General features: G+C 63.6%; 31 protein-coding genes and 1 pseudogene. 13 read left to right on the forward strand and 19 right to left on the reverse strand.

The annotated features are described in order from the left end of the window. Positions 1-75: 75 nt before the first annotated feature. On the reverse strand, positions 76-552 hold the full coding sequence (locus CQ14_RS22590; RefSeq protein WP_057860046.1) for a hypothetical protein: 477 nt from the start codon (positions 550-552) through the stop codon (positions 76-78). A gap of 77 nt (positions 553-629) precedes the next feature. Then, positions 630-1160, reverse strand: coding sequence for a hypothetical protein (locus CQ14_RS22595; RefSeq protein WP_057860047.1), 531 nt, complete (start codon positions 1158-1160; stop codon positions 630-632). A 214-nt stretch (positions 1161-1374) separates the two neighbouring features. Between CQ14_RS22595 and CQ14_RS22600 the strand changes: the two genes are divergently transcribed. From CQ14_RS22600 to CQ14_RS22615, 4 genes are all read left to right on the forward strand, one after another. Then, positions 1375-3027 carry a fumarate hydratase gene (locus tag CQ14_RS22600; protein ID WP_057860048.1) on the forward strand — a complete coding sequence of 551 codons (1653 nt, stop codon included), beginning with the start codon at positions 1375-1377 and terminating at the stop codon, positions 3025-3027. Next, positions 3024-3698 carry a DUF429 domain-containing protein gene (locus CQ14_RS22605; RefSeq protein WP_082649987.1) on the forward strand — a complete coding sequence of 225 codons (675 nt, stop codon included), beginning with the start codon at positions 3024-3026 and terminating at the stop codon, positions 3696-3698. Before CQ14_RS22600 ends, CQ14_RS22605 begins: the two co-directional genes overlap by 4 nt. Positions 3699-3973: 275 nt before the next feature. Further along, positions 3974-4519 (forward strand): hypothetical protein, encoded by a 546-nt coding sequence (locus CQ14_RS22610; protein ID WP_057860049.1) that lies wholly within the window; start codon positions 3974-3976, stop codon positions 4517-4519. Positions 4520-4598: 79 nt separating this feature from the next. After that, positions 4599-5180: a hypothetical protein gene (locus CQ14_RS22615; protein ID WP_156435296.1), complete on the forward strand. Its 582-nt coding sequence runs from the start codon at positions 4599-4601 to the stop codon at positions 5178-5180. A 157-nt stretch (positions 5181-5337) separates the two neighbouring features. Here CQ14_RS22615 and CQ14_RS48290 read toward each other — a convergent pair whose 3' ends face one another. From CQ14_RS48290 to CQ14_RS22650, 8 genes are all read right to left on the reverse strand, one after another. Continuing rightward, complete coding sequence (locus CQ14_RS48290) at positions 5338-5544, reverse strand: N-acetylmuramoyl-L-alanine amidase (protein ID WP_430650204.1); 207 nt, start codon at positions 5542-5544, stop codon at positions 5338-5340. After that, complete coding sequence (locus tag CQ14_RS48295) at positions 5517-5888, reverse strand: N-acetylmuramoyl-L-alanine amidase (RefSeq protein WP_082649989.1); 372 nt, start codon at positions 5886-5888, stop codon at positions 5517-5519. Before CQ14_RS48295 ends, CQ14_RS48290 begins: the two co-directional genes overlap by 28 nt. A 187-nt stretch (positions 5889-6075) precedes the next feature. Next, positions 6076-7044 (reverse strand): SH3 domain-containing protein, encoded by a 969-nt coding sequence (locus CQ14_RS22625; protein ID WP_156435298.1) that lies wholly within the window; start codon positions 7042-7044, stop codon positions 6076-6078. A 38-nt stretch (positions 7045-7082) separates the two neighbouring features. Next, positions 7083-7379, reverse strand: a complete 297-nt coding sequence (locus CQ14_RS22630) for a hypothetical protein (RefSeq protein WP_057860052.1) — start codon at positions 7377-7379, stop codon at positions 7083-7085. A 128-nt stretch (positions 7380-7507) separates the two neighbouring features. Beyond that, a complete protein-coding gene (locus CQ14_RS22635; protein ID WP_057860053.1) occupies positions 7508-8065 on the reverse strand; it encodes an inner membrane-spanning protein YciB in 558 nt (185 codons plus the stop codon). A gap of 43 nt (positions 8066-8108) precedes the next feature. Next, positions 8109-8687, reverse strand: coding sequence for a hypothetical protein (locus CQ14_RS22640; RefSeq protein ID WP_057860054.1), 579 nt, complete (start codon positions 8685-8687; stop codon positions 8109-8111). Positions 8688-8841: 154 nt separating this feature from the next. Further along, positions 8842-9249, reverse strand: a complete 408-nt coding sequence (locus CQ14_RS22645) for an MAPEG family protein (protein ID WP_057860055.1) — start codon at positions 9247-9249, stop codon at positions 8842-8844. Between the two features lie 140 nt (positions 9250-9389). After that, a complete protein-coding gene (locus tag CQ14_RS22650) occupies positions 9390-10793 on the reverse strand; it encodes a carotenoid oxygenase family protein (protein ID WP_057860056.1) in 1404 nt (467 codons plus the stop codon). A 113-nt stretch (positions 10794-10906) separates the two neighbouring features. On the opposite strand from CQ14_RS22650, the gene CQ14_RS22655 reads away from it, so the two are divergent. Both CQ14_RS22655 and CQ14_RS22660 read left to right on the forward strand, forming a co-directional pair. Beyond that, positions 10907-11641, forward strand: a complete 735-nt coding sequence (locus CQ14_RS22655) for a TetR/AcrR family transcriptional regulator (protein ID WP_057860057.1) — start codon at positions 10907-10909, stop codon at positions 11639-11641. Between the two features lie 35 nt (positions 11642-11676). Next, the gene (locus CQ14_RS22660; protein ID WP_057860167.1) at positions 11677-12165 is read left to right on the forward strand and encodes a DUF4188 domain-containing protein; all 489 of its coding nucleotides are present in this window, start codon (positions 11677-11679) and stop codon (positions 12163-12165) included. Between the two features lie 37 nt (positions 12166-12202). Here CQ14_RS22660 and CQ14_RS22665 read toward each other — a convergent pair whose 3' ends face one another. Then, the gene (locus tag CQ14_RS22665) at positions 12203-12550 is read right to left on the reverse strand and encodes a hypothetical protein (protein WP_057860058.1); all 348 of its coding nucleotides are present in this window, start codon (positions 12548-12550) and stop codon (positions 12203-12205) included. Between the two features lie 107 nt (positions 12551-12657). Continuing rightward, entirely contained in the window at positions 12658-13281 is a 624-nt protein-coding gene (locus CQ14_RS22670; protein WP_245320455.1) for a hypothetical protein, read from the reverse strand. Between the two features lie 154 nt (positions 13282-13435). On the opposite strand from CQ14_RS22670, the gene CQ14_RS22675 reads away from it, so the two are divergent. Continuing rightward, a complete protein-coding gene (locus CQ14_RS22675) occupies positions 13436-14134 on the forward strand; it encodes an SET domain-containing protein (RefSeq protein ID WP_057860060.1) in 699 nt (232 codons plus the stop codon). 3 nt (positions 14135-14137) lie between these two features. On the opposite strand, the gene CQ14_RS22680 is transcribed toward CQ14_RS22675, so the two are convergent. Both CQ14_RS22680 and CQ14_RS22685 read right to left on the reverse strand, forming a co-directional pair. Beyond that, a complete protein-coding gene (locus CQ14_RS22680; RefSeq protein ID WP_245320456.1) occupies positions 14138-14458 on the reverse strand; it encodes a DUF6522 family protein in 321 nt (106 codons plus the stop codon). Next, positions 14455-14883, reverse strand: coding sequence for an RrF2 family transcriptional regulator (locus CQ14_RS22685; RefSeq protein ID WP_057860061.1), 429 nt, complete (start codon positions 14881-14883; stop codon positions 14455-14457). The genes CQ14_RS22680 and CQ14_RS22685 overlap by 4 nt, the downstream gene beginning before the upstream one ends. Before the next feature lie 87 nt (positions 14884-14970). On the opposite strand from CQ14_RS22685, the gene CQ14_RS22690 reads away from it, so the two are divergent. Next, the gene (locus tag CQ14_RS22690; protein WP_057860062.1) at positions 14971-15441 is read left to right on the forward strand and encodes a group III truncated hemoglobin; all 471 of its coding nucleotides are present in this window, start codon (positions 14971-14973) and stop codon (positions 15439-15441) included. Continuing rightward, positions 15441-15575, forward strand: a complete 135-nt coding sequence (locus CQ14_RS47645; RefSeq protein WP_256380295.1) for a hypothetical protein — start codon at positions 15441-15443, stop codon at positions 15573-15575. Before CQ14_RS22690 ends, CQ14_RS47645 begins: the two co-directional genes overlap by 1 nt. A 103-nt stretch (positions 15576-15678) precedes the next feature. On the opposite strand, the gene CQ14_RS22695 is transcribed toward CQ14_RS47645, so the two are convergent. Continuing rightward, positions 15679-16077, reverse strand: coding sequence for a hypothetical protein (locus tag CQ14_RS22695; protein WP_057860063.1), 399 nt, complete (start codon positions 16075-16077; stop codon positions 15679-15681). Between the two features lie 41 nt (positions 16078-16118). Further along, positions 16119-16340, reverse strand: a complete 222-nt coding sequence (locus tag CQ14_RS22700) for a hypothetical protein (protein ID WP_057860064.1) — start codon at positions 16338-16340, stop codon at positions 16119-16121. A 100-nt stretch (positions 16341-16440) separates the two neighbouring features. Between CQ14_RS22700 and CQ14_RS22705 the strand changes: the two genes are divergently transcribed. Together CQ14_RS22705 and CQ14_RS22710 are read left to right on the forward strand one after the other, a co-directional pair. Beyond that, positions 16441-17262 carry a helix-turn-helix domain-containing protein gene (locus CQ14_RS22705; RefSeq protein WP_057860065.1) on the forward strand — a complete coding sequence of 274 codons (822 nt, stop codon included), beginning with the start codon at positions 16441-16443 and terminating at the stop codon, positions 17260-17262. Positions 17263-17310: 48 nt separating this feature from the next. After that, positions 17311-18132 (forward strand): helix-turn-helix domain-containing protein, encoded by an 822-nt coding sequence (locus CQ14_RS22710; protein WP_057860066.1) that lies wholly within the window; start codon positions 17311-17313, stop codon positions 18130-18132. Here the strand turns inward: CQ14_RS22710 and CQ14_RS22715 are convergent. After that, the gene (locus CQ14_RS22715) at positions 18120-18914 is read right to left on the reverse strand and encodes a thioesterase family protein (RefSeq protein WP_057860067.1); all 795 of its coding nucleotides are present in this window, start codon (positions 18912-18914) and stop codon (positions 18120-18122) included. The genes CQ14_RS22710 and CQ14_RS22715 overlap by 13 nt on opposite strands. Before the next feature lie 160 nt (positions 18915-19074). Here CQ14_RS22715 and CQ14_RS22720 point away from each other — a divergent pair, with 160 nt between their 5' ends. Both CQ14_RS22720 and CQ14_RS22725 read left to right on the forward strand, forming a co-directional pair. Next, on the forward strand, positions 19075-19740 hold the full coding sequence (locus CQ14_RS22720) for a DsbA family oxidoreductase (RefSeq protein WP_057860068.1): 666 nt from the start codon (positions 19075-19077) through the stop codon (positions 19738-19740). A 164-nt stretch (positions 19741-19904) separates the two neighbouring features. Beyond that, entirely contained in the window at positions 19905-20543 is a 639-nt protein-coding gene (locus CQ14_RS22725; protein WP_057860069.1) for an NIPSNAP family protein, read from the forward strand. Positions 20544-20641: 98 nt separating this feature from the next. Here the strand turns inward: CQ14_RS22725 and CQ14_RS22730 are convergent, their stop codons facing one another. Together CQ14_RS22730 and CQ14_RS42460 are read right to left on the reverse strand one after the other, a co-directional pair. After that, positions 20642-21586: a cupin-like domain-containing protein gene (locus tag CQ14_RS22730; RefSeq protein ID WP_057860169.1), complete on the reverse strand. Its 945-nt coding sequence runs from the start codon at positions 21584-21586 to the stop codon at positions 20642-20644. A gap of 18 nt (positions 21587-21604) precedes the next feature. Beyond that, positions 21605-22783, reverse strand: a pseudogene (locus CQ14_RS42460) (GNAT family N-acetyltransferase); the annotation flags it as partial. Positions 22784-22881 lie beyond the last annotated feature (98 nt).

The following is a 22881-nucleotide window of genomic DNA, read 5'->3' on the forward strand; positions in this document are numbered from 1 at the left end:
GCCGATCCCGCCAATCCCGTCCGATGGTGAACGGACGGCTGGCGGAATCGTTAGAATGCGACGGATCGGGAGCGGCTACTCGTCCTTGCCGCGGGTCACCACGATCGAGGCCTCGGTCTTGGTGCGGGTGCATTCCATGTTCAGCCGGCGAAAGCGCATGGAAATCTTGTCGCCGCGCAGAATGCCCATGCGCTTGATGCAGCGCGAGGAGCCGGTCATCACGTCGGGCTTCGGGATCGTGAAGATGATGGCGCCGGCGGACGCGACGAGGGCGAAGAATTCGGGCTTCGGCTTGCGCTCGGTCTTGGCGTAGAGCTCGATGGAATAGTTGCGGCCGCGGCAGCCGAGCGACAGTTCCTTGGCGGCCGGATGGGTCAGATAGACCATGTTGCCGGTGTTCATGCTGATCTTGAGGCCGTCGATCTGGTTCTTCAGTTCCTTGGCGGTGTCCTCGCAGCGGTCGGCCCTCGCCGGCGATGCACTGAGCGCGGCGACCAGCGTCAGCGCTGCGGCGAGCAGGGTCGGTCGTCGAAGTTGTGGTCTCAAAGCCATTGTGAATGCCCCCTTGTACCATTGAAGCCCGCGCGCGAATTTCCTGCAAGGAGCGCGGACGGAAGTCAACTTGCTTGTCAGAAACCGTAGAGGAAGACGCTGATCCCGAAGGCGATCACGGCGAGCAGGTCGAACAGCGTGGGAATGCTGACCAGCAGGGCAGCGAGCCCCAGCCGCTCCTGGCGGATGGCGAGCGCGATGGCGCAGGCGCCCATCAGCGGAAATGCGATGATCTGGACCGGGGTTTGGAAAGCGGAGAGGCCGCCGAAATCGAGCCCGTGCCGCATCACAGAGGGCATGTAGTTGAGCCAGTTCATCAGCACCAGCGCGCCAAGGGCGATGATCGCGTAACGCAGCCGGCCGATGGTGGCAAACGCCAGCGCCGCGAGCGCCAAAAGGGGATGAGACGCCACATACGCCGTGATGATCGCGCCGCCGAGGCCGGGCCCCGGAATCTCCGACATGTCGCCGAACAGCATCGGCGCGTGCGACAGCCCCTCGAACGCTTCGATCGCGGCCATGATGATCAGAAGCAGATAAAGCCCGAGCAGCCGCGGCGGGCGCGCTGCGACGGAAGCTGCATCAGACAATGTGGTCGCGGAAGTCATTTCCAGTCGCAATCGGTTTGGAGTCCATCTGAAATCTCGGATTTGTCTGAAATGGACCCGGAACGGTTCAATCGCCGATTGGCGGCCGCAATCGCCGGATTCGGCCGCATCCGGCAGGCCAGCAAAACCTTCCTTTTGGTCGAAAAATGCTTAGAACGGGTCTATCTCTGCGGCGCCGTTCCGGCCGCTGCCGGCTCCAACCCGAGATCTCAACATGAACGCCCCGACTGCCTTTCCCGACCAAAAGCCCGTTCCGCCCTACAAACATACGCCGCTGTTTCCTCTGGGGCCGGACACCACGCCCTACAAGAAGGTCACCGCCGAGGGCGTGCGGGTCGAGAAGGTGCTCGGCAAGGACATGCTGGTGGTGTCGCGCGAGGCGCTGCGGGCGCTGTCGGAAGCTGCCTTCGGCGACATCAATCACTATCTGCGGCCGGGTCATCTGAAGCAGTTGCGCTCGATCCTGGACGACAAGGAAGCCAGCGACAACGACAAGTTCGTCGCCTTCGACTTCCTGAAGAACGCCAACATCGCCGCCGGCGGCGTGCTGCCGATGTGCCAGGATACCGGCACCGCGATCATCATGGGCAAGAAGGGCTGTAACGTCATCACCGACGGCGACGACGAGGCCGCGCTCTCCGAGGGCGCGCGCGACGCGTACCTGCGCCGCAACCTGCGCTATTCGCAGGTGGCGCCGCTCTCGATGTACGAGGAAAAGAACACGGCCAACAACATGCCGGCGCAGTGCGAGATCTATGCCGAGGGTGATGACGCCTACAAGTTCATGTTCATGGCCAAGGGCGGCGGAAGCGCCAACAAGAGCTTTCTGTTCCAGGCGACACCGTCGGTCCTGACGAAAGACCGCCTGCTGGCGTTCCTGAAAGAGAAGGTGCTGACCCTCGGCACCGCGGCGTGCCCGCCATATCACCTCGCCATCGTCATCGGCGGCACTTCCGCCGAGCTTTGCATGAAGACGGTGAAGCTCGCTTCCGCGCGCTATCTCGACGCGCTGCCGACCCACGGCTCGGCCGATGGCAACGCCTTCCGCGATCTGGAGATGGAGCAGGAAATCCTCAAGATGACGCAGTCGCTCGGCGTCGGCGCGCAGTTCGGCGGCAAGTATTTCTGCCACGACGTGCGCGTGATCCGGATGCCGCGCCATGGCGCGTCGCTGCCGATCGGGCTCGGCGTCTCCTGTTCGGCGGATCGCCAGGTGCTCGGCAAGATCACGAAGGACGGCGTCTATCTCGAAGAGCTCGAGCATAACCCGGCGCAATATCTGCCGGCTGTGGAACAGTCGCTCGGCGGTGAGGTCGTCAAGATCGACCTCAACAAGCCGATGAAGGAAATCCTGGCGACGATGTCGCAATATCCGATCAAGACACGCGTCTCGATGACCGGCACCATGATCGTCGCGCGCGATTCCGCCCACGCCAAACTGCGCGAGCGGCTGGAGAAGGGTGAGCCGCTGCCGGATTATTTCAAGAACCATCCGGTCTATTACGCCGGCCCTGCCAAGACGCCTGACGGCTACGCCTCCGGCGCGTTCGGCCCGACCACCGCGGGGCGGATGGACTCCTTCGTCGACCAGTTCCAGGCGGCGGGCGGATCGATGGTGATGGTCGCCAAGGGCAACCGCGCGGTCGCGGTGCGCGAGGCCTGCAAGAAGCACGGCGGCTTCTATCTCGGCTCGATCGGCGGCGCCGCGGCAAACCTCGCCGAGCACTGCATCAAGAAGGTCGAGGTGGTGGAATATCCCGAGCTCGGCATGGAAGCGATCTGGCGCATCGAGGTTGTCGATTTCCCAGCCTTCATCATCATCGACGACAAGGGCAACGACTTCTTCAAGGAACTGAATCTGGGGTGAGGGCCTTCGGCCTCGACGGTTTCAGCAAGGGCTGGGTCGCCGTATGTCTTGATGGCGACCGGCGGACGATCTCCTTCCACGCAGATATCGCGGACGCGCTGGCGCGTCCGTTCGATCGTGCCGGGATCGATATCCCGATCGGCATGACCGGCGATGGCGAACGCGCCTGTGATCTTCTTGCGCGCGAAAAACTGCGGCCGCATGCCTCGCGCGTCTTCACCGGCGCGCGGCGCTGGCTGTGGCAGGAGTTTTGCGACCCCGACAAGGCGAACGAGGAAGCGTTGCGCCGCGGCCAAACCCGGGTCTCGCGCCAACTCTGGCATATCGGCAGGAAGATCATGGAAGTCGACGCGTTCGTCCGCGCGAACGCCCGGCACGACATTCGCGAGGTGCATCCCGAACTGGTGTTTCTTCGGCTGAACGGTGGCAAGCCGCTGCCGTCGAAGAAGTCGGAGGAGGGCGAGGATCTCCGCCTCAGGCTGCTCAAGCGCGCAGGTCTTCGCGAGATCGATCGGTGGCTCGCCGAGGCGCGGATCGGCACCGGCGCGAAACGCGACGACGTGCTGGATGCATGCGCGGTTGCGCTTGCCGCACGCGGGCCTCACGGCTGCGTTCCCGAGGGGGCGCCCCTGTTGGACGCGCACGGCCTGCCGATGCAAATCTGGTTCTAGAGCATGATCCGTAAAAGTGTGTAGCGGTTTTCCGAAAAGGTCATGCTCAAACAAAAAGATAAAGCGGGATGACGATTCGAAGAAACGTCATCCCGCTTTAGGCGCCGGCGCGGATTCGCCAAGCATTAACCACGGCAGGTGCCGGCGCGCCGCTTTTGCCCAATCCGAACTTAACAGGTCATCGCAGGGTCCACCGATTTCGGCCAAGGACCTTTAATCTTTCTCGTCGATGCTGCGCTCGATCCGGCCGGAACGGCACATCAGGCGTGGGCGGCATGAGACAGTCGACGACGAAGCAGACTGGACGGGCGGCGCTCGTGCTCGCGGTCCTTGGCCTCACACTTGGCCTCGCCGGTTGCAAGGAGCGGCCGCCTGGCGTGTACGACGTGAGCGTCAGCGAAGCCTATCGACGCCTGCTCGCCGACAAGCTTGTCGACATGGTTTATGCGAAGCAGTGCGGCATTCTCGTCCATGTGACGCCCGTGGGCATGCTCGACCGTCAGGTCACCTGGAAGGTCCACAGCAGCGGCAGGGAGGTCGTGCAATTCACGGCGTTGCTGTCAGCGGTCGGTGAGAAACAGACAAAGGTCGAGATACGCGTGCCTCCGGCCCCCGGCGGCGGCGAAATGTATGACGGGGCGCAATTCTACAAGCGGCCGGCCTTCAACCAGCCGCTTCGTCCTGCCGTGCAGGAACAAGTCGCCGCGATCCTCGAAGGTCGGAAATTTGACGTCCAGCGCGTAGGGCCCGGCAAGGACAGCGTTTGCAACGTACAGCGTGGCGGTCTTGAGATGGGCCGGCCGTTCCGTGTCGACGACTGACCAGAATGGACTCCGAGCCGGCCGTCGGCCTGTGCCCGGCTCGTCCCGGCAGCCGCGCTGAAATGCAAGGAGATCGATGATGAAGCCTTTGTACGTTGCCGGGTTTCTCGTTGCCGGCATATCCATCTATCTGCCGGCCATCCTTCCCAACACAGAGGGCGCGGTCTATCGGGTGTCAATCGCTCAGGCGCGCCAGTCTCTCTCGAGGGCGGAACTGCCGCCCCTCGTCTTCGGGAGCGAGCCGCCGGACGTGCAGGTTCGCGACACCGGCAACTCACAAATCGTCTGGATCGCCCGCAGGGAAGGGGAGGAATTGTTCCGCTTCACCGCCCAGCTGAAGGCGGAGGGCGACAGTGCCACCCGCGTAAAGGTGAAGTTGGAGGGCGCGAAGGGGCGCACCGTCAACTACGCCCAGAAACTGGCGGAGCATCCCGAGATCAGGAACATGTATATCATCGCCATGGAGGAGCAGGTCGCCGCCACGCTCGAACGCCGGCCATTCGAGATCGCACGCGTCTACCCTGCGATGACCGCTGCCACGGTGGCGAACATGGGCGCCTTGCGGTCTTCGCTGGACCAGGCTGCAGCGGCTTCCGAGCAGGCTGCCCGCAAGAACATTGAGAAGGCCTATCGCGACGAGGCCGCCGGCCTGCGTCGCTGAGCGACAAGGGCAACGACTTCTTCACGTAATTGAATCCGGAGTAAGGGGAGTGCAGCGCTACGCGCGATGCTCGCATCAGCGCAAGAGCGCTGCACTTGTCGTAAAGTTCGCCGAGCGCTTCCGGATTGATGTCGGAAGGCATTGCCCACAGGACCCCCTAGGGCGCCAGTATAACGTTGGCGATCGCCTGGCAGACGTCTTCACGCACCTGCGGATTGAGCATCGTATCTCGATCCTTGTCGTGCGCGATGAAGCCCAGCTCGATCAACACGGCAGGTCCCTTGAACTTCAGGACGGCAAGATCGGTCCGCTCCTTGATTTTGCGGTCCTTCAAGTTCATGATCTTGAGCAGAGCGTCCTGCATCTTTTGCGCCAGTTGTTTGTGCTTGGGCGCGCCATAGAGCACCTCGAAGCCGTTGGCGTCGTCGCTGTCGGCGTCATTGACGTCGATCGAAACAAAGCGTTCGCAACTGGCATTTTGGCATTCCTGGCGCGTTCCCCGACCGGCGCGTGGTCGGTGCCGTCATCACGCGTCATGAATACATCGTTCCCGCGCGCACGCAGCACGTCTTTCAACGTAAGTCCGTACTTGAGCACGATATCGGACTCCCGAAACAGAAAGCCGTTTTCGGTGTGGGTGCAGCCGCTGTCAAACACGCCAGGCCTGCGGTTGCTCATGCCATGACCTGGATCAACACAGATTTTCATTGTGCACTCCTGAAATATTGATTGTTTAAAATCGGTTCTGGAAAGGCGCCTGTCGCGACGCCGATCAAATCACAACTTGTTCTATAGCGGCCGCAGTGTGCTTGTTCGTATGGATCATGCAGCGCATTCACGGATGCTGCGCTGCCCACGCGCCGTCGTGCAAGGCTTGGACGGCGAAACGGTCGCCTCAACTGCAGTTCGTCACCTGGTTCGAGCACAGCGCGCGCCACCAGCCGCGCACGCCGTCGTGACTTTCGACGAGGCCCCAGTGCCCGCTGCAGGCGAAGATGCGTTTTGGGCCGCCGTCGGTATCGAGCGTGCCGCCGAGCTTGCGCCCCGCTGGTGTCCACTTCGCATCGACGTAGGGTGCCTGGAACAGCCCGCCCATGCGCGTGCTGCCATTGGCGTAATTCGCGCCAACCTTGCTGGCGGCGACCCAGCCGCGTCCGGCATAGGGCTTTGGCGCGTTGCGCGGGTAGAATTTCTCGTCCTCATATTCCTTGCCGGGAGGCTTCGCGCCCTCGATCAGGAACCAGCCGTCCTTGAAGCCGATGATGCGGAATTCGGTCAGCCAGCCGCCTTCGGGCGTGTTCTCGCGGCCGCCCATCTTCAGCCGGTAGGGCGGGGGCAGCGTGCCGAGCACGCGCGCTTTCACCGATGGCTCGGCGCGTACGTTGAGGCCCTTGGGATCGCGGTCTTCCGACCACGCGCCGAGACTGCAGGGCTCGGTACCCTCGGGGAGTTTTGCCCGGCCGGCCGAAAGTTCACTGTCGAGTTTGTCGAACTCGCGCTCCTGGCCATCCGGATCGGTCATGGTGGTGTCGCGATTGCCGCGCGTCGGGTCTTTGCGCGGCCGCATCTCGGCGGACAACGCGCGCAGCCCGCTATCGCCCTTGGTCAGCCTGACGACGAGCGCCTGCCGCGGCGCGAATGCACTGGCCGGAGATTTCGGATCGTTTGCGCTGGCGGGATAGATCGCGAGATAGCCGGTCATCGCGGCTTCGTCGGTGCGATAGGCGTCGCCTGCGATGTAGCCCGGCGGCACCAGCGCGAGCGCGCTGATGCGCCAAGCCGGTTCAGGCTCTGGCGTTTGCGCGATCGCCGCGCCCGCCAGCGAGGCGAGAGCGGCGATCGAAAGCAAAGTTATTTTGTGCATGGGAGAACGAAGAGGCGTCTCGGCCTCCTCGCCATGGCTCAGGCCCGCGACCCCGTGAAGGGAAAGCTGCCCATCGGGCCGATGCCCATTTCGCCGGACATGGTGTCGCCGGAAACCTTTCCAATGAACTCGAGGGTTAACGGCATCGGGTTGGTGATCGAGACCTTCCAGTTGACGGCGTCGCCGCTGATGGCGCCGTCGAAGATTTCGGTGGAATTGCCGTCGGCGCCCTGCGTGCCCGTCAGCGTACCGCCGGAGGCCAACAGGGTCAGTGTTGCCTTGCGCTCGCCCATCGGCGTGCTCATGGTGAGGTTCCAGTTTCCATCCACGGCCATCTTTATCTCCCCGACATTTCTTCCCGGCAAACCGGAATGGCTTGCGAGATCCGCTAAACTAGATCGGCGGTATAGCCTATCTCGCCACACAAGCCCAACCGTCTCAAGCGTCCTTTTGACGCGTATTTTCAGGCGCGCTGGGCGGCAGCGCGAATCCGGCTGCCGACCAGAATACGAAACGCGATGTATTGAATTGCGAAGGCGGCAATCTTGGCGCCGACCAGCACGACCGTCACATAGAACGTCCACAGCTTCATGTCTCCGGTCATCGCAACGCCGATGGTACCGGCGGCGAGCGCGAAGCACAGCGCGGCCCAGGCATAGCCCGCGAAGGTGACGTATTCGGGAATGGTCTGCGACACGATCGGCGGCATGTAACGGAGCATCCAGCCGCGCTTGAGCATGATGAGGCCGATCGCGAAATGCCCGATCGCGGGTTTCGCCAGAACGAAGCGGGGGTCGTGCGTCAGAAGCGTCGCGCTGCCGAGCACGATGACGAGCGCAAGGCTCGCCCACGTCATGTAGCCGAGCTCCTTGCCCTTGATGCGGAAGTAGATCACCTGGCCTACTGCGCCTGCGATCGCCACGCCTGTTGCCAGCAGGACGTTGTCGGTCGCGAGATAGATCGCAATGAACACGATGGTGGAGAAAAAATCGGCGCCCAGTCTGGCGAATACGTCCTTCATCGTCTTGCTCTCTGTTGATCGTGTTGCGGATACAAAGTCTGGCTCAGTTGGTGCCGGGCAGGGCGTTCGCAGGCGGCGCACCATACTTCGCCTTGCGATATTGTGGATACCATGTCGTGAAGAAGGCGGCGCTGTTGCGGGCGGCAAAGGCGACCACGAGGCTGGACCAGATCGGCAGGCCGGGCACATAGATCGCGAGCGCGTTGCCGATGATCATCAGCACGAACGCGCCATTCCAGGCCCAGGTGATGAGATACACCGCCTTTAGAAACCCGGGCAGCTTTGCCGTCTCGGCATCGACCTCCTCAAGCGCATATTGCATGATGAACGGCTTGCGGATGATCAGCGAGCCCAGCGAAATCGCGAGCACGCCGACATCCACCGTCAGCTTGACGGCCGAATGGCTGAGGTTCGGATCGAGCAGCGCGACATAGGCGCCGAGCGTGACGAACACGACGACCGAGCCCGCGCCGAGCATCTTGATCGAGCGGCCGCGATAAACGTCGATGCCGATGACGGCGAGACAGATCGCGGCCGACGTGAACAGGCTGATCTCGGCCGAAGTCACCAGCATCAGCAGGGTGAATGACCCGAAGGGGGCGAGGATCAGGAAAATGGTCATGGCAACCTCTCGGGACTAATCTTTACATCGTAAAGATACCGTAAGGCTCGGCGCCGGAGTCGTCAAGAAAAATCTTTACAGTGTCAAAATGAGTTTGGGAGGACGATTAAAAATCTTGTATTTGCAATGGCATGAGGCTGAATTTGGGTCGGGCCTATCCAGCAAGCAGGGCGCGCAACAGGATCGTCAGGGCGCAGGCGAGCAGTAAAACCAGTGTGATCGTGATGCCGCCAACGCGGCCGATGCGGAATTGCAGCGTATTGGGCGCGGCGTACATGCCGAGTGGGTGCAACAGCCGCGACACCAGCAGCGCGCCCATCAACAGATGCACCCATATGGGCGCCAGACCGGACATCTCCAGCATCGCCACCATCAGCGTGATGATCGGGACATATTCGATGAAGTTGGCGTGCGCGCGGATCGCGCTGCGCAGTTGCTGACTGCCATTGTCGCCGAAGGCGGCCCGGTCGCGCTGGCGCAGCCGCCCGACCTGGACGGCGAGGACGGTGTAGAGCAGGGCGAGGAGGGCGAGATAGATGGCAGTGATCGAGGGTAGGTGCATGGCGTCTCCTCCATCAACGGCGTCAGGGCGCGCGTTAGCGCGAACTCAGGTGCGCAGTTTGCGCACCTGAGAATCTCGAGCTTATGACATCTGGATTCCGGTTTCATCGCTGCGCGATGCCCCGGAATGACGTGCGGGCCTTACTCCGCGCCGACCCAGTTGCCGTGAAAGCCGTCGGGCACGCGGTGGCCGAGATGCACCAGTGCGACGGGGCCTCCTTCGATGTCCTGCGCGTTGAACACCGCCAGATCGCTGCGGTTTTCGCGCGCGCGCCAGACCGCGGCCAGCAGCCAGCCGTCGCCTTCTGCGGCGTCGGGTGCGCGCTCCACGAACACCGGTTCGGAAATGGTGTCACCACTGGGCAGCAGATATTTGCCGAGCCGCTTGCCCTTGCCGTCGACATGGACGATGCCCGACAGCGCGCCGAACATCGGCAGGTCGGGGTTGGCGCAGGCGTACCAGCCGTGGCTGTTGGCGTAGCCCGCGCGGCGATCATCGATGCGCGGGAATTCGCCGGTGAGATCGTCGAGATAGGTTTGCGTGAAGCGGTCGGTATTGCCTGCGAGGTCGAAGGTCCAGCGGCAGTATCGCGCACGCGATTTCTGCGGGTCGGTCTTCGAGCCGTCGGGATGCGGGAATAGCGGCGCTTCCTCGAACTGCATCACGTCGGCAATGATGCGGTTGCCTTCCTCCCAGGCATTCATGACGTGGAAGACGTAGCAGCTCTCGGCGCGGAACCAGACGAGGTCCGCAGGTGAGCCGTTGCGCTTCATGACGCCGACGTAAGCGCCTTTCTCCGGCTCCCAGGCGTAGGGCGGCTTGCCGCGCATCGCCCGCTCCATGCTGCCGGTGATGGGCAGGATCGGAAACAGCAGGTGATTTTCGGTGACGATGAAGTCGTGCACCATGCTGGCATAGGGCGCCTCGAAGCGATCGAACCGTGTCACCACACCAGAAGCGTTGACCGAGCCGTAGGAGAGGGCAGGCGTGAGAGGGCCTGCGGCGTTGTAGCCGAAGAAAACCATCTCGCCGGTGACGGGATCGATCTTGGGATGCGCGGTGAACGGTCCCTTGATGGCACCCTTGTAGTCGCAATAGCCGAGACGATCGAGCGTGCCGGGCTCGATCTCGGTCGGCAGGTGACCTTCCTCGAGCGCCAGCAGTTTGCCGCCGTGGAAGATGATGTTGGTGTTGGCGACGCCGCCGTCATCGGTAATCCCTGCCGGCGCACCCGGCAGCTTGCGGCCGAAGCCGCCGAACAGCGCGCGGCCGGCATCGTGCTCGGCCAGCCATTTCGGGGTGCGGACCCAGCGGTTGCGATAGCTGGCGCGGCCGTTCTCCAGATGGAAGGCGTGCAGCATGCCGTCGCCGACGAACCAGTGCGCGCCTGGCGCATCGAATTGCGGGTTGGGACCGTTGCGATAGAGCGTGCCGTTGAGCTCGCGCGGCAATTCGCCTGATACCTTGAGAAGTGGCGCGTCGCATTCCATCGGAATCGGCGCAAGATTGGGCCGGGTCATCTCGGTCGTCACCTGGTCGAGCATTCCACATCTCCTCCGGTTTTAATCTTTACATCGTAAAGATACCAGTAGGCATGTTGCGAGACGCCGTCAAGCAAAATCTTTACAGTGTAAAAATTGCGGCTATAAGGATTCGCATGGCCAGAGCATCGCGAGAAACCAGACCGAACCGTCCCGCCGCCAAGCGCAGGCCTGCAAGGGCCGTGACCGAAAGGCCGGCCAATCGCCGGCGCCGGCCGGCAGGCGAAACCCCTTATCATCACGGCGACCTGCATGACGCCTTGCTGGCCGCGGCCGAGCGGGTGCTGGAGCGTGATGGTCTGCCGGGGCTTACCCTGCGGGCGGTGGCGCGCGAGGCCGGCGTGTCGCATGCGGCGCCAACCCATCATTTCGGCGATCTTACCGGCCTCTTGAGTGAACTCGCCGCCATCGGCTTCCGCAGGTTCAATGAGGCGATGGTCGCGGCGGGCAACACTGAAACTTTCCCGCTGATGAAGGCGATGGCGCGCGCCAAGGCCTATGTCGCCTATGCGCAGGCGCGTCCCGGCATGTACGGGCTGATGTTCCGCACCGAGCGGCTCGACATGACACGGCCCTCGCTGCACGAAGCGGCGACCGCCTCGTTCGAAGGATTGGCGACCGCAGTAAGCCTCAGCCGCAACGAGAAGCTCACGGGCGAAGCGCTGGAGGCATTATCGCTCGACCAGGCTGCGGCGATTGCGCGGGCGTGGTCGCTGGTGCACGGCTTCACCACGCTGCTGCTTGATGGGCGGCTGAAAGACATCATGCACCGGCTGCCCGATGGTACCGGGGTCGAGCAACTCCTGGACGCAATGTTGCGTTCGACGGTGCCGCGACCGCCAGTGGTGTAGCGCAGGCGCGCTTTTACGCGAAAACGGGGATGGCCATGAGCAACGTGATCCCGCAACGCATGACGGCACGGATCGAGGGCGATTTTGTCGTCTTCCTGATCGGCATGCGCATCAACAGGCCCTGGAAGATATGGAAATGGGCGCCCGTTGCCCGACAGATGCCGCGGATGCTCGCTGAACTGGCCGCGCAGCCCGAACTCGGATTGCTGCACGCGAGGACGCATTTCGGACTACCCAACATTCTGGTGGTGCAGTATTGGCGCAGCTTCGAGCATTTGCATCATTATGCGACCGGCGCGAATGCCTTGCACCTTCCGGCCTGGCAGGCGTTCAACCGTGCCGTCGGCAGCAACGGCGATGTCGGGATCTGGCACGAAAGCTATCTGGTGAAAGACGGCGCCTATGAGAGCGTCTACAACAACATGCCGCCTTACGGCCTTGGCGTTGCGGGCTCGCTGCAGCCGGCGCAGGGCCGGATGAAATCCGCAAGAGGCCGGCTGGGTCAGCCGGAAATTGCCGGGTGAATTTTCGACGGCTGTAGCCGCTATCGCAACATGCCGCTCAGCAGTTTTGGCAGATCTTGATTTGCCGCTTTAATCTTGCGTCGGCCTCGGGGTCTTCATTGGGCAGGCGCGTCCACTCTTCGTAGGCCGATTTGGCTGTGGTCTCTTTCCGCGGGCTATCGTTCAGCGGGCCGAGGATGATCTCGCGATCGCGATTGCGCGCGGCTGTCCTTCGCTTCGGCTTGGCTGCTCCGGCTTGCTCGCCATCCGCGGTCGGCGGTTCACCCAGGCCGTCCCAGGCGATTGGCGCGCCGGTGGCCGTCGGCGTCGAACAGCCGGTGCCGGAAGCGCAGCAGCCGGAGAGGGCGGAGCCAAGGAGGAGGAGAGCCAGGAGTTTTATGTGCATCGCTGCCCCAAGTGCGCCGTGAAAGAATATGGCTTGATAAGCAATAAGCACTCAAACCTTAAGCTTTGACGTTAATGCGGCGAAAACAGGCCGGGTAGCCGGCTTCATCAGCGCTTCGCAAGGCCCACGGCCGCGCCTTTTTCGCCGATTACCTTCACTTCGTCCTTGCCGCATTTGAAATCGCGGGCGAATTCGTCTGCGGCCTGGCGGGCGAGCTCGTTGGCATTGCGGTTGGCCTGGCCATCGATATAGGCGACATGGCAGACCGGCCCTGGCGGCAGCCGGGTCACGGCGAGCATCGGCTTGCTGGTCGGGTTTCCTGTCTTCTTGTCGGGATTATCGATGTCGGCGATCAGCCAGCGCTGAATGATGGCGAAGGGCTTGCCGTCGACAGCCCGCCATTCGACGGTGTTGGCGGTGGAATTGAACGGACCGAACCCGCTCTCGGCGGCCGGTTCCTTGGCGGCAGCCTCGCGGGTACGTCCAACCGAGACGGTTTGGCGCAGGTCGCCCTCGCTGATCACCACCACCAGCCCGGATTGGCCGGGGCACACCTGCGTGCTGTCGTCCTGGGCGCCCGGTTTGCCGATCGTGCGGCAGTCCTTTGGCGCGGTCGAGGTGTAGCTGCTGCTGAATGTTTGGGCGTTGGCCGGTAAAATCAGGCCAAATGCAGCGACGAAGAGCGCTGTGGCGGCTGGCACTGCGAGCTGTCGATGGGGGAGGGGTTTCATTTGCACTTCTCGCGTGGAACTTATCGGGTCAGACGGCCGCAATCTGGGGAAGGTTCAAGGCGAATGTGCGAAACACCTGACAATGTCGCGGAATCGTCCTAGAAGGGCGGCTTCGCGATTCCTCGTTTCCCGAGCGTGCAGTCATTCAATCGTCATGCCGTCCATTCCCTCGCATAAACCCTATCGTGTCGGCCGCTCCCGCACCGGCCTTGGCCTCTTCGCCACCAAGCCGATCAAGAAGGGCAGCAAGATCATCCGCTATTTCGGGCCGCTCCTGGATTCGAAAAAGAAGGACGAGGACGCGATCGAGAACAAATATCTGTTCGAGCTGACCGACCGCTGGACTATCGACGGCTCGGTGCGCAAGAACATCGCCCGCTACATCAACCACGCCTGCAAGCCGAACGCGGAATCCGACGTTCGCCCACGCAAGCGCAAGGTGTTCATCCGCGCCATCAAGAACATCGAGCCGGGCGAGGAGATCAATTACGATTACGGCACCGACTATTTCAAAGCCTACCTGAAGCCGATCGGCTGCAAATGCGACGCTTGCGAGAAAAAGCGCAAAAAGAAGCGCGCGGAAGCGCGAGCCGAGAAGGCCCGCCTGAAGGCCAAGGCCGAGCGCAAGGCGCTGAAAAAGGCCGAGAAGCTGGCGAAGGAACAAGCCAGGCTGAAGGAAAAATTGAAGGCGAAGGCTGAGAAGAACGCGAAGAAGCTCAACGGCCATTCGCTGAACGGCAAGTCGCTGAATGGTAAGCATCTGAACGGCACCAGCCGCGCCAGGGTCGCCGGAAGGAAACCGGCCGGCCGGAAACAACCGGCCTCCGCGCCGGCTCCGGCCTTTCAGGCCTAGACGTCATCCGCGCTTGCGCACCGATTTCGGCAATAGCGCATTGCCGTAGTCGACTGCCGAGCGCTGAACGATCGCGCCGGTTTCGTCGACCACGACGCGAAAGCGGCGGTGCTCGGCGAAGAAGGTCAGGCGGTGCCGACCGAGATCGGCATCGACCCCGCGCTCGGCAAGGCTCGTGATCCTGCCCGCGCGCATCTCTTCCTGCAGCCGCGCCGGCGCCACGCCCAGGCCTTCGGCGACGATGGCGGCGTCGATCTGGATGGTGCCATTTTCGAACGCGATCGGTTTCATTTGCAGCACCTGATGCTTCGTTGTCGCCGTCATGCGTGGGCCTGATACCGCCTGGCCGGCGCGGGATAGGCGCATTCCGCCAGCGTCGTGGTGTCGAGCTCGCGCATGAAGGCTTCGCGCGCGGCGGCGAGCTTTGCCTTCAGCCGGCAGCGCGGCTTCAGCACACAATTACCGCCGTCCTCGCGAAAACATTCGACCAGTGGCGGACCTTCGAGGGCGCGCACCACTTCGCCGATCGTGATCGTTTGCGCCGGCCGGGCCAGCATGAAGCCGCCGCCGACGCCACGCTGGGTCGAGATGAAACCGCTATCGGCGAGGTCGCGCACCACCTTGGCCAGATGGTTGCGGGAAATGCCGAACTCGGCCGCGATCTCGTTTGTGGCGAAGCAGCGGTCGGGTTCGCCCGCCAGCCGCATCAACGCGCGCAACGCGAAATCCGTGAACGACGTCAGGCGCATGGGAGCCCCTTCAAAAGAACTGCTTGCAAATCATCTATAGCCGTCTAAATAGGTATTTGAAATACCTATTTAAGGGCAGGCGCGGAAATGGAAGCGATCGTGGCAGGGCCGGAGCGGCGTGAGCGCTTGACGGCCGAGATCATGGAGCGGACGGGCATCGATGAGGCGATGATCGAGCGCCTGGTGCGCGGCTTCTACGCCAAGGTCCGCGAGGACGCGGTGCTCGGGCCGATCTTCGAGGCCCGGATCAGGGATTGGGAGCCGCATCTGGCCCAGATGTGCGCGTTCTGGTCGTCGGTCGCGCTGATGACGGGGCGCTATCATGGCACGCCGATGGCCAAGCATCTGCCGCTGCCGGTCGACGCCGCGCATTTCGACCGCTGGCTCGGCTTGTTCGAGGCCACCGCCCGCGAAATCTGCCCACCCGCAGCGGAGTCGCATTTCGTGGAGCGGGCGCGGCGGATCGCGGCGAGCCTTGAACTCGGCATCGCCGGCGCCCAGGGCGTCATGCTCGGCAATGGGGAACGATTTCGGCGTAATCAGGCAGGAGCAGTGTGATGGCTTATCGTGCACATGTCGTGACGAACAAGGAGCAGGCCGACCCGTATTCGGGCAGCAGCCTGGTGCCGATGCTGGTCATCGGGCTGGTGCTGACATTTGCGGGAATGATCGCGGCGTTGGTTTTGAGCTGAGGCTCTGTCCCCGTCATTGGGAGCGAAGCGAAGCAATCCACTTCTCCACCTGTTGAGGCATGGATTGCTTCGTCGCTTTGCTCCTCGCAATGACGGCTGTGGCTTAAGCCGTCACCGTCTCATCGCTTTTGCGCAGGCCGATATACTGCAGTTCCGCAAACACGCCCGTTGCAATCGCCTGCGCCACGATGAAGACCTGACCGAGCAGGTTCGGCGACACCGCGCCGGAGAACAGTAGCGCGATGCTGCCGAGCGTCCATGCGGCGTTACCTACGATCACCAGCAGCACCAGCGCCTTCATCACCGTCGACCTCGTGGCCAGCCAGCCGACCAGCGCCGTGTAGGCGATCAGGAACAGGCCGGTCTCGCGCAATAAGACTTCCGGCAGATTGAGGAAGGGCGCGAGCGCGCCGGCGCCGAGCGTCAGCGCGACCGCGGCGACGCCGCTGAAGAGAGCGTCGGCGAGCAGGGCGCGGCTCAGGAAGGTGGACGGATGGATCATGACAGTACTCCTTTGCTTGGGGGACTTTGGGCGAAACAGGATCAGTGTCTCAGCAGTGACCGGAGCTGACGCCTCAGCCGCATCGGGCAGAGCGCCTTGCCGATCCTGTTCTCGATCGTCTGCACCCGCACGAACATGAACACGCCAGTGGCGTGCACGACCGGCTGCGGCATGTTGAGCGAGCGCGCCACGAGCCAGGTGGCCAGATCGACCATCCAGGGGATCACGGCGGCGGCGAGACGGAACAGCGAAAGCATCAGCATGGGTCATCTCCTGTGCCCCCAAGATGACCCGGCCCGTGGCCCGTTTCGATTACCTGGGACGTAATGGAATGGGTGAAATTCGCATGGTAGGTTTTCCACCATGAACGCACATGCTGCCACGGCGCGAGCCGAACGAACCCAGCCCGTCCATATCGGCGATCACCTGCGCGAATGGCGCCAACGCCGCCATCTGAGCCAGCTCGATCTGGCGGGAGATGCCGAGATATCCGCGCGTCATCTCAGCTTTGTGGAGACCGGCCGCGCCGCGCCGTCGCGCGAAATGGTGCTGAAGCTCGCCGAACGATTGGAGGTTCCCTTGCGTGAACGCAACGTACTCCTGGTCGCGGCGGGCTTTGCGCCGGCCTTTCCGCAGCGCTCGCTGGATGATCCCGCGCTGAAGTCCGCCCGCCAGGCGATCGACCTGGTGCTGAAGGCGCATGAGCCGAATCCGGCGCTGGCCTATGACCGGCGCTGGAATCTGGTGACCGCCAACCGGATGGTGGCGCCGCTGCTCGATGGCATCCCGCCGCACCGGCTCGGGCAGCCCATCAATATTATGCGCCTCGCCTTCCATCCCGAGGGGCTGGCGCTGCGCACGGTCAATCTCGCCGAATGGAGCGCGCATCTTTTGGAGCGGCTGCATCGCCAGTGCGAGGCGACGGCCGACCCTGAATTGCTCAAGCTGTATCAGGAGCTGAAGGCCTATCGGATGCCGGCGCGGTCCGGCCCGATCTCGGCCGACAATGTCGCGATCCCGTTCAAGCTGCGGCTCGGGAACGAGGTGCTGAGCTTCATCTCGACGACCATGGTGTTCGGCACGCCCGTCGATATCACGTTGCAGGAGCTGGCGCTGGAGACGTTCTTCCCGGCGGATGATCTGACCGCCGAACGGATGCGGCAGGTGGCGGCGAAACTGCTGTGATGCGTAGGAGCCGTTTACAGCGCCGCGTCCCGCTCGCATAATCGCCGCATGGACTCTCGCCAACATGCACCATCGCCGATCAACGCCGTCGGCGATCTCCTGCGCGGCTGGCGCAACCGCCGCGCCATGAGCCAGGCCGATCTCGCCTTCGAGGCCGGCATCTCGATCAAGCATCTGAGCTATGTCGAGACCGGCAAGGCCGCGGGCAGCCGCGACATCCTGCTGCAACTGGCGGCCGCGCTCGGTCTCTCCCTGCGCGACCGCAACGCGTTGCTCGAGGCCGGCGGTTTTGCCCGGCAATATGGCGAGCGCGATCTTTCCGCGCCCGAAGTTGCCGACGCCAAGCGCGCCATCGATCTGCTGCTGCGGCGGCATGAGCCGTTTCCGGCCATCGTCACCGATCGGCGCTGGAACGTGATGCAAGCCAACCGCGCCGCCGCGCGGCTGATGACGATGTTGCTGGGAAAGGAGCGGATGACCCGGCCGCTCAACCACATGCGGATGTTTCTGGCGCCCGATGAACTGCGGCCATTCGTGGTGGACTGGCCCGATGTCGCCGCAGCACTGCTCGCGCGCGCCCGCCACGAGGCAATGGCCGCGCCGCTCGATCTGGCGCTGCAGTCGACATGGCGCGAGCTATTGAAGCTGCCCGATATCCCGACGCCGCAGCTCAACGAAACCGATGCGCCGGGGCCGCTCTGCGAGGTGCGCCTGAAGAAGGGCGACGTCAGCATCGGGCTGATCGGCGCCGTGCTGACGCTGGGCACGCCGCAGGATGTCACGCTGCAGGAATTGCGCGTCGAGATGTTCATGCCGGCGGACGCTGCCTCAGAGGCAGCGCTCACCGCGTTCGCCGCTCAGGATGCCTGAGCCTGCGCCGCGCGCCGCTCGAAGGTCATGGCCTGCAACACCTCAGCAAACGGGCCCTTGCGATCGCTTAAGCTCGCCATGGTCAGCCCCGCGCCATCGGCGCCCGCACGGGTGCGCGAACGGATCAGAATCCATTCGCCCTCCGGCGGGCGGAAGAAATACAGGCTGATCTCGGGATTGATGAAGGTCCATTCGCGCATGTCGACGATCTGGCCGACGCCGCTGGCAAAATCCGCCGCCTGCACCGCCTGCAACAGCGGCGTGTTGGTCTCGCCTTCGACCATGGGCACGTCGAGCCGCATCCAGGCCGCCGCAGGGCCAGGCTTTTCCAGCGCGCCCTCGATCAGCCGCACCGAGACGTTCTGAAAGTAGCGGCTCCATTTCTGCGCAAAGGACGGCGGCGGCCTTCCGGTCTCCGGCGCGGCGTCGCTGGCGTCCTTCGAGAATGGATCGGCCGGGGACTCGCCGCCTTGCACCGTCAATAGCGCCGTGCAGCGGCCGATCTCGACATCGCCGTCCAGGAGGCGCACCTGGATGGTCTTGGCCTTGCGGCCGTCGCGCAGCATCTCCGTCTCCAGTCCAAAGGCGCGCAACCCGGCCGGCCGCCACAGATCGAAGGTGAGGCGGCGCACCGCGAAGCCGGAAGTTTTCGCCAGCCGCTCGACCTCGCGGGTCATCAGCGCGGTGGTCGCGCTGCCCTGCAGCATATCCGGCGACCATGGCCCGCCGGCATGTTCGGTGGCGCGAAACAGGGGGCCTTCCGGCTTGAAAATGGCGGTCATTTGCAGGGCTCCGGTTCAGATCGATACGCGGAGTTCTAGAAAGGCCGGCCGGCTGCCACAATAACCGCGGAGGTGAAGTGATACGAGACATGCAAGCTGCACCCTTGTCTCCTTCGGCGATCTCATTACCTTCCGGGCATCATTCTGCGAGGAGACCCCGATGAGCACCTTAAAACCCCTGAAGATCGACATCGTCTCCGACGTGGTTTGCCCCTGGTGCTACATCGGCAAGCGCCGGATCGAGAACGCGCTGGCGCTGGTGCCCGATGTTCCGGTCGAAGTGCGCTGGCGGCCGTTCTTCCTCAATTCCTGGGTGCCGCGAGAGGGCATCAGCCGCGACGAATATCTCACCGCCAAATTCGGCTCGGTCGAAGCCTACAAGGGCATCGCCGGCCGCGTCGTGGCGGCCGCGGGCGAGGAGGGGCTGACCTACCGGCCTGAGCTCGTGAAGCGCCAGCCCAATACCATCGATTGCCATCGGCTGATCCATTGGGCCGATGCCAAGGGCAAATCGGCCGAGATGAAGCAGCGCCTGATGGAATTGTACTTTCGCGATGGCGGTGACCTCACCGACGTGAACGTGCTGGTGCAGGCCGCAGCCGATATCGGCCTCGATGCCGATGACGTGCGCAAGCGACTTGCGACCGACGAAGACGTCGCACTGATTTCCGGCCAGGCGCAGGAAGCCTCCGACAAGGGAATCTCGGGCGTGCCCACCTTCGTGTTCGCGCAGAAATATGCGGTGAACGGCGCCCAGCCCGCCGAGCAACTCGCCCGCGCGATCCAGCAGGTCTCGGCCGAGATCAACGCGCAGGCGGCGGAGTAAGCGAGGACTTCTTCTCCCTCGCCCCGTTCTTGCGGGGTCGAGACGAGCGAAAGCTCGCTCTTAGAGGGGTGAGTGAGGGGCTTCTCTCCGCCAACGCGGTCTAGCGGTTGACGATGTGCGTTGCCCCATGGAACTAGCAGCAAGAAAACACTCGGGGAGGCGTCATGATCTACGAACTGCGAACCTACACCGTAAAGCCCGGCACGCTCGGCGACATGATCAAGGCCGCGAGCACCATCTCGCGCGACATCCGCAAGGACGATTACGGCAAGCTGGAAGGCTACTGGTCGACCGAGATCGGGCCGCTCAACCAGGTCCTGCACATGTGGAGCTACAACAGTTTCGACGAACGCACGAAGATGCGGGCCGAGCTGGCCAAGAACCCGCGCTGGACCGGCGAGTATGTGCCGCTGATCCGCCCCTTGCTCGTCCGGCAGGAGGTACGCCTGATGAACGCGGTGAGGCCGCCGGTTGCCCCGGCATCGACGGGCAATGTCTATGAACTCCGCAATTACCGCGCCAAGGCGGCGGGCGGCCTCAAGCAATGGCTGGATGCGTTCACCGGCGTGCTGCCGGAGCGCGAGAAATATTCAAAGATCGTCGGCCTCTGGACCACCGAAGCGGGCCAACCGAATGAAGCCTGCCACATCTGGGCCTATCCCAGCTTGAATGCGCGGGCTGAAGCGCGCGGCAATGCGATGAAGGATCCGGCGTGGCAGGAATTTTTGGGCAAGGGGCCGGGCTTCCTCGAGGAAATGCACTCGACCATCATGCTGCCGGCGCCGCATTCGCCGTTGAAGTGAGTTGCGAACAACGTAGCCCGGATGGAGCGAAGCGCAATCCGGGCTGCCGCATCTAGCCGCCCGATCCCGGGTTACGCTTCGCTTCACCCGGGCTACGACTACGCCCCCTTCAAATAATAATTCGCCCGTTTTCCGAGCGCGATCCGCCGCAGTACGCGACGCATCGCCATCGAGGCCCGCAGCGGTTTGATCGCCGTCGTCACCGTGCGATAGAAGGCGAGCTTCACCGCATCGAGCACCGGCTGCTTGCCGGGCGGCTGCTGCGGCATGCCGATGCCGCGCAGCATCGAATTGAAGAAGTGCAGATCGTTCATCCGCCGCACTTCACGCGTCTTCCAGGTGATCGCCATCGAGATCGAGAACGAGCCGGCGGTGCGCACCCAGTGCGGCCATTGATAGGGCACGTAGCAGCCGTCGCCCGCGAACAGGTGGAATTCGGTGCCCCGCGGCGCAATGCTCTCGTCGTATTTCAGGTTGCGGTGCTTGGTCATCGAGCGCTCGATCTCGTCGTCGGACACGATCGAGCGGTCGGTGTTGTCGAAGATCGTGAAGAACTTTTCGCCGTGGATGTGCACGAAGAAATTGTCTTCGCTGTCGAGATGGAACGGCGTGGTCGAGTTCGGCGAGGACACGAACAGGAAGCCCTCGACCTGCTCGAAGCCGGCATCGAGAAGGCTGTTGTAGCCGCGGGCGCGGGCGACCGAAAGCAGCGTGTCCTCCAGCAGGGCCCGGTATTCCGGTGAGTTTTCCACGCGCTTGAGCACCATCCAGGCGCCGGCGGTCTCGATGCTTTTGACGACTTCGACGGGGTCGAGATCGACGCTGGGAATCGCATCCGGATCCTGGCTGATCGCGACCTTGCCGGAATTATATTCGATCAGGTCGCGCGGCAGTTCGGAGGCCAGTTGCGCGATGCGCGGCAGCGTCAGCAGCGGATGGCCGGCGAGCTTGTGATGGATCGCAAATGGCTTTAGCGGAAAGTCGCGGCGGAGCGCATCGTGATCGGCCGTAATGACGGAGGCGATGGCGGTGAGGGTGTTCATTTGGGATCGCTCCTGCCGTTTTCTGATCAGATGAACCATCCGGCGCGCCGGCTCGCGGATCGCGCCGCGCAATGCCAGGGCAGCGCGGACCAGCGCGACAACGGGATCGTTCCGCCGCAGCGGGATCAGCACGTCGCCGATCGCAAGGCGTCCGCGCCAGATCGGGTTGATCATGGGATGGTCGGGACTGGCGGTGGAATCCACCCTGGTAATGGCCGGATCGGCGCAGAGATGCTGCGTCAGCTCCAGCGTCAGTTGCACGCCCGGTGAGAATTTTGCGAAGCGCTCGTCGACGCCGAGCTTGAAGTAGAAGGCGCGGTCCTGGTGGCGCAGCACGATCGCCGCCGCTACCGGCATCTCGCCGGCGCGCAAGATGACGATCTCGCACTGGCCGGTCTCGGCCAGCGCCGACGTGGCGCGGCGGATGAAGGCAGCGTCGCCCTCGTCCTGGCCGAGCGCGGTGCCGCGCTGGCCTTTCCAGCCGCTGGCTTCCAGCACCAGGAATGTTTCGATGGCGGCAGCGACCTCGGCCGGCGTCCGCGCCACGTCGAAATGGACGGCGCCGTGTTCGGCGAGGCGATTACGCTGGCGGCGCAGTTCTTTCAGTTTCTTCGCGCCAAGCGCCTCGCGCAGCAGCGCATCCGCGTCACCGGTGGCGTCGAGGCAGGCGCGGACATGCGATTGCAGCACCAGCGGCTGCATGCCGCCGCGATGCAGGACGTCGGTAAACGCCTTCATGGCTGGGCCATCGAGCGAGGTGGCGCGGAATATCAGCGCATGCGCGCCGGCCCGCCGGGCGCGCCGCAAGATGCCGGTCACCGCTTCCGCCGCCATGTCGCGGTCGAGCAGCGGCGTGCAAAGCGTGCCATAGGGGTCGGCGCTGACCAATGCGGGCAGCGGGATCCTGTAGGTGCACCACATAGAAACCACGGGCACGAGACCGATCAGGGTGGATGCATCGCGCCACGCGCCGAGCGCGGCAGCATTGCCACGCCCCGGCGCCGAAGCGTTTACTGCCAATTCCCATTCGGGCAAGTAATAGCCGTTCGGCTCGGCGGCGCGCATCGAGAGCGCGCGCCAGTGGGACGCGGAAATGTCCGCAAGCGGCGTCAGCGCCCCGCCGGAGCCCGGCGCGCGTGCGTCCGCGTCCTTGCCCGATGCGCGGCGCACCGTTGATGTATCGGCAATATCGGCCACTTCCCCAATCCCCGCTCGCGATTATGTGGCCAGCGACGCCTGGAGGGCGCCGGGTGGTCCATCGCGTTCACGGGGCAAGGCTAGTGGTAAGAGGTGGA

It is taken from the genome of Bradyrhizobium lablabi, assembly GCF_001440475.1.
GTDB classification, from domain to species: Bacteria; Pseudomonadota; Alphaproteobacteria; order Rhizobiales; family Xanthobacteraceae; genus Bradyrhizobium; species Bradyrhizobium lablabi.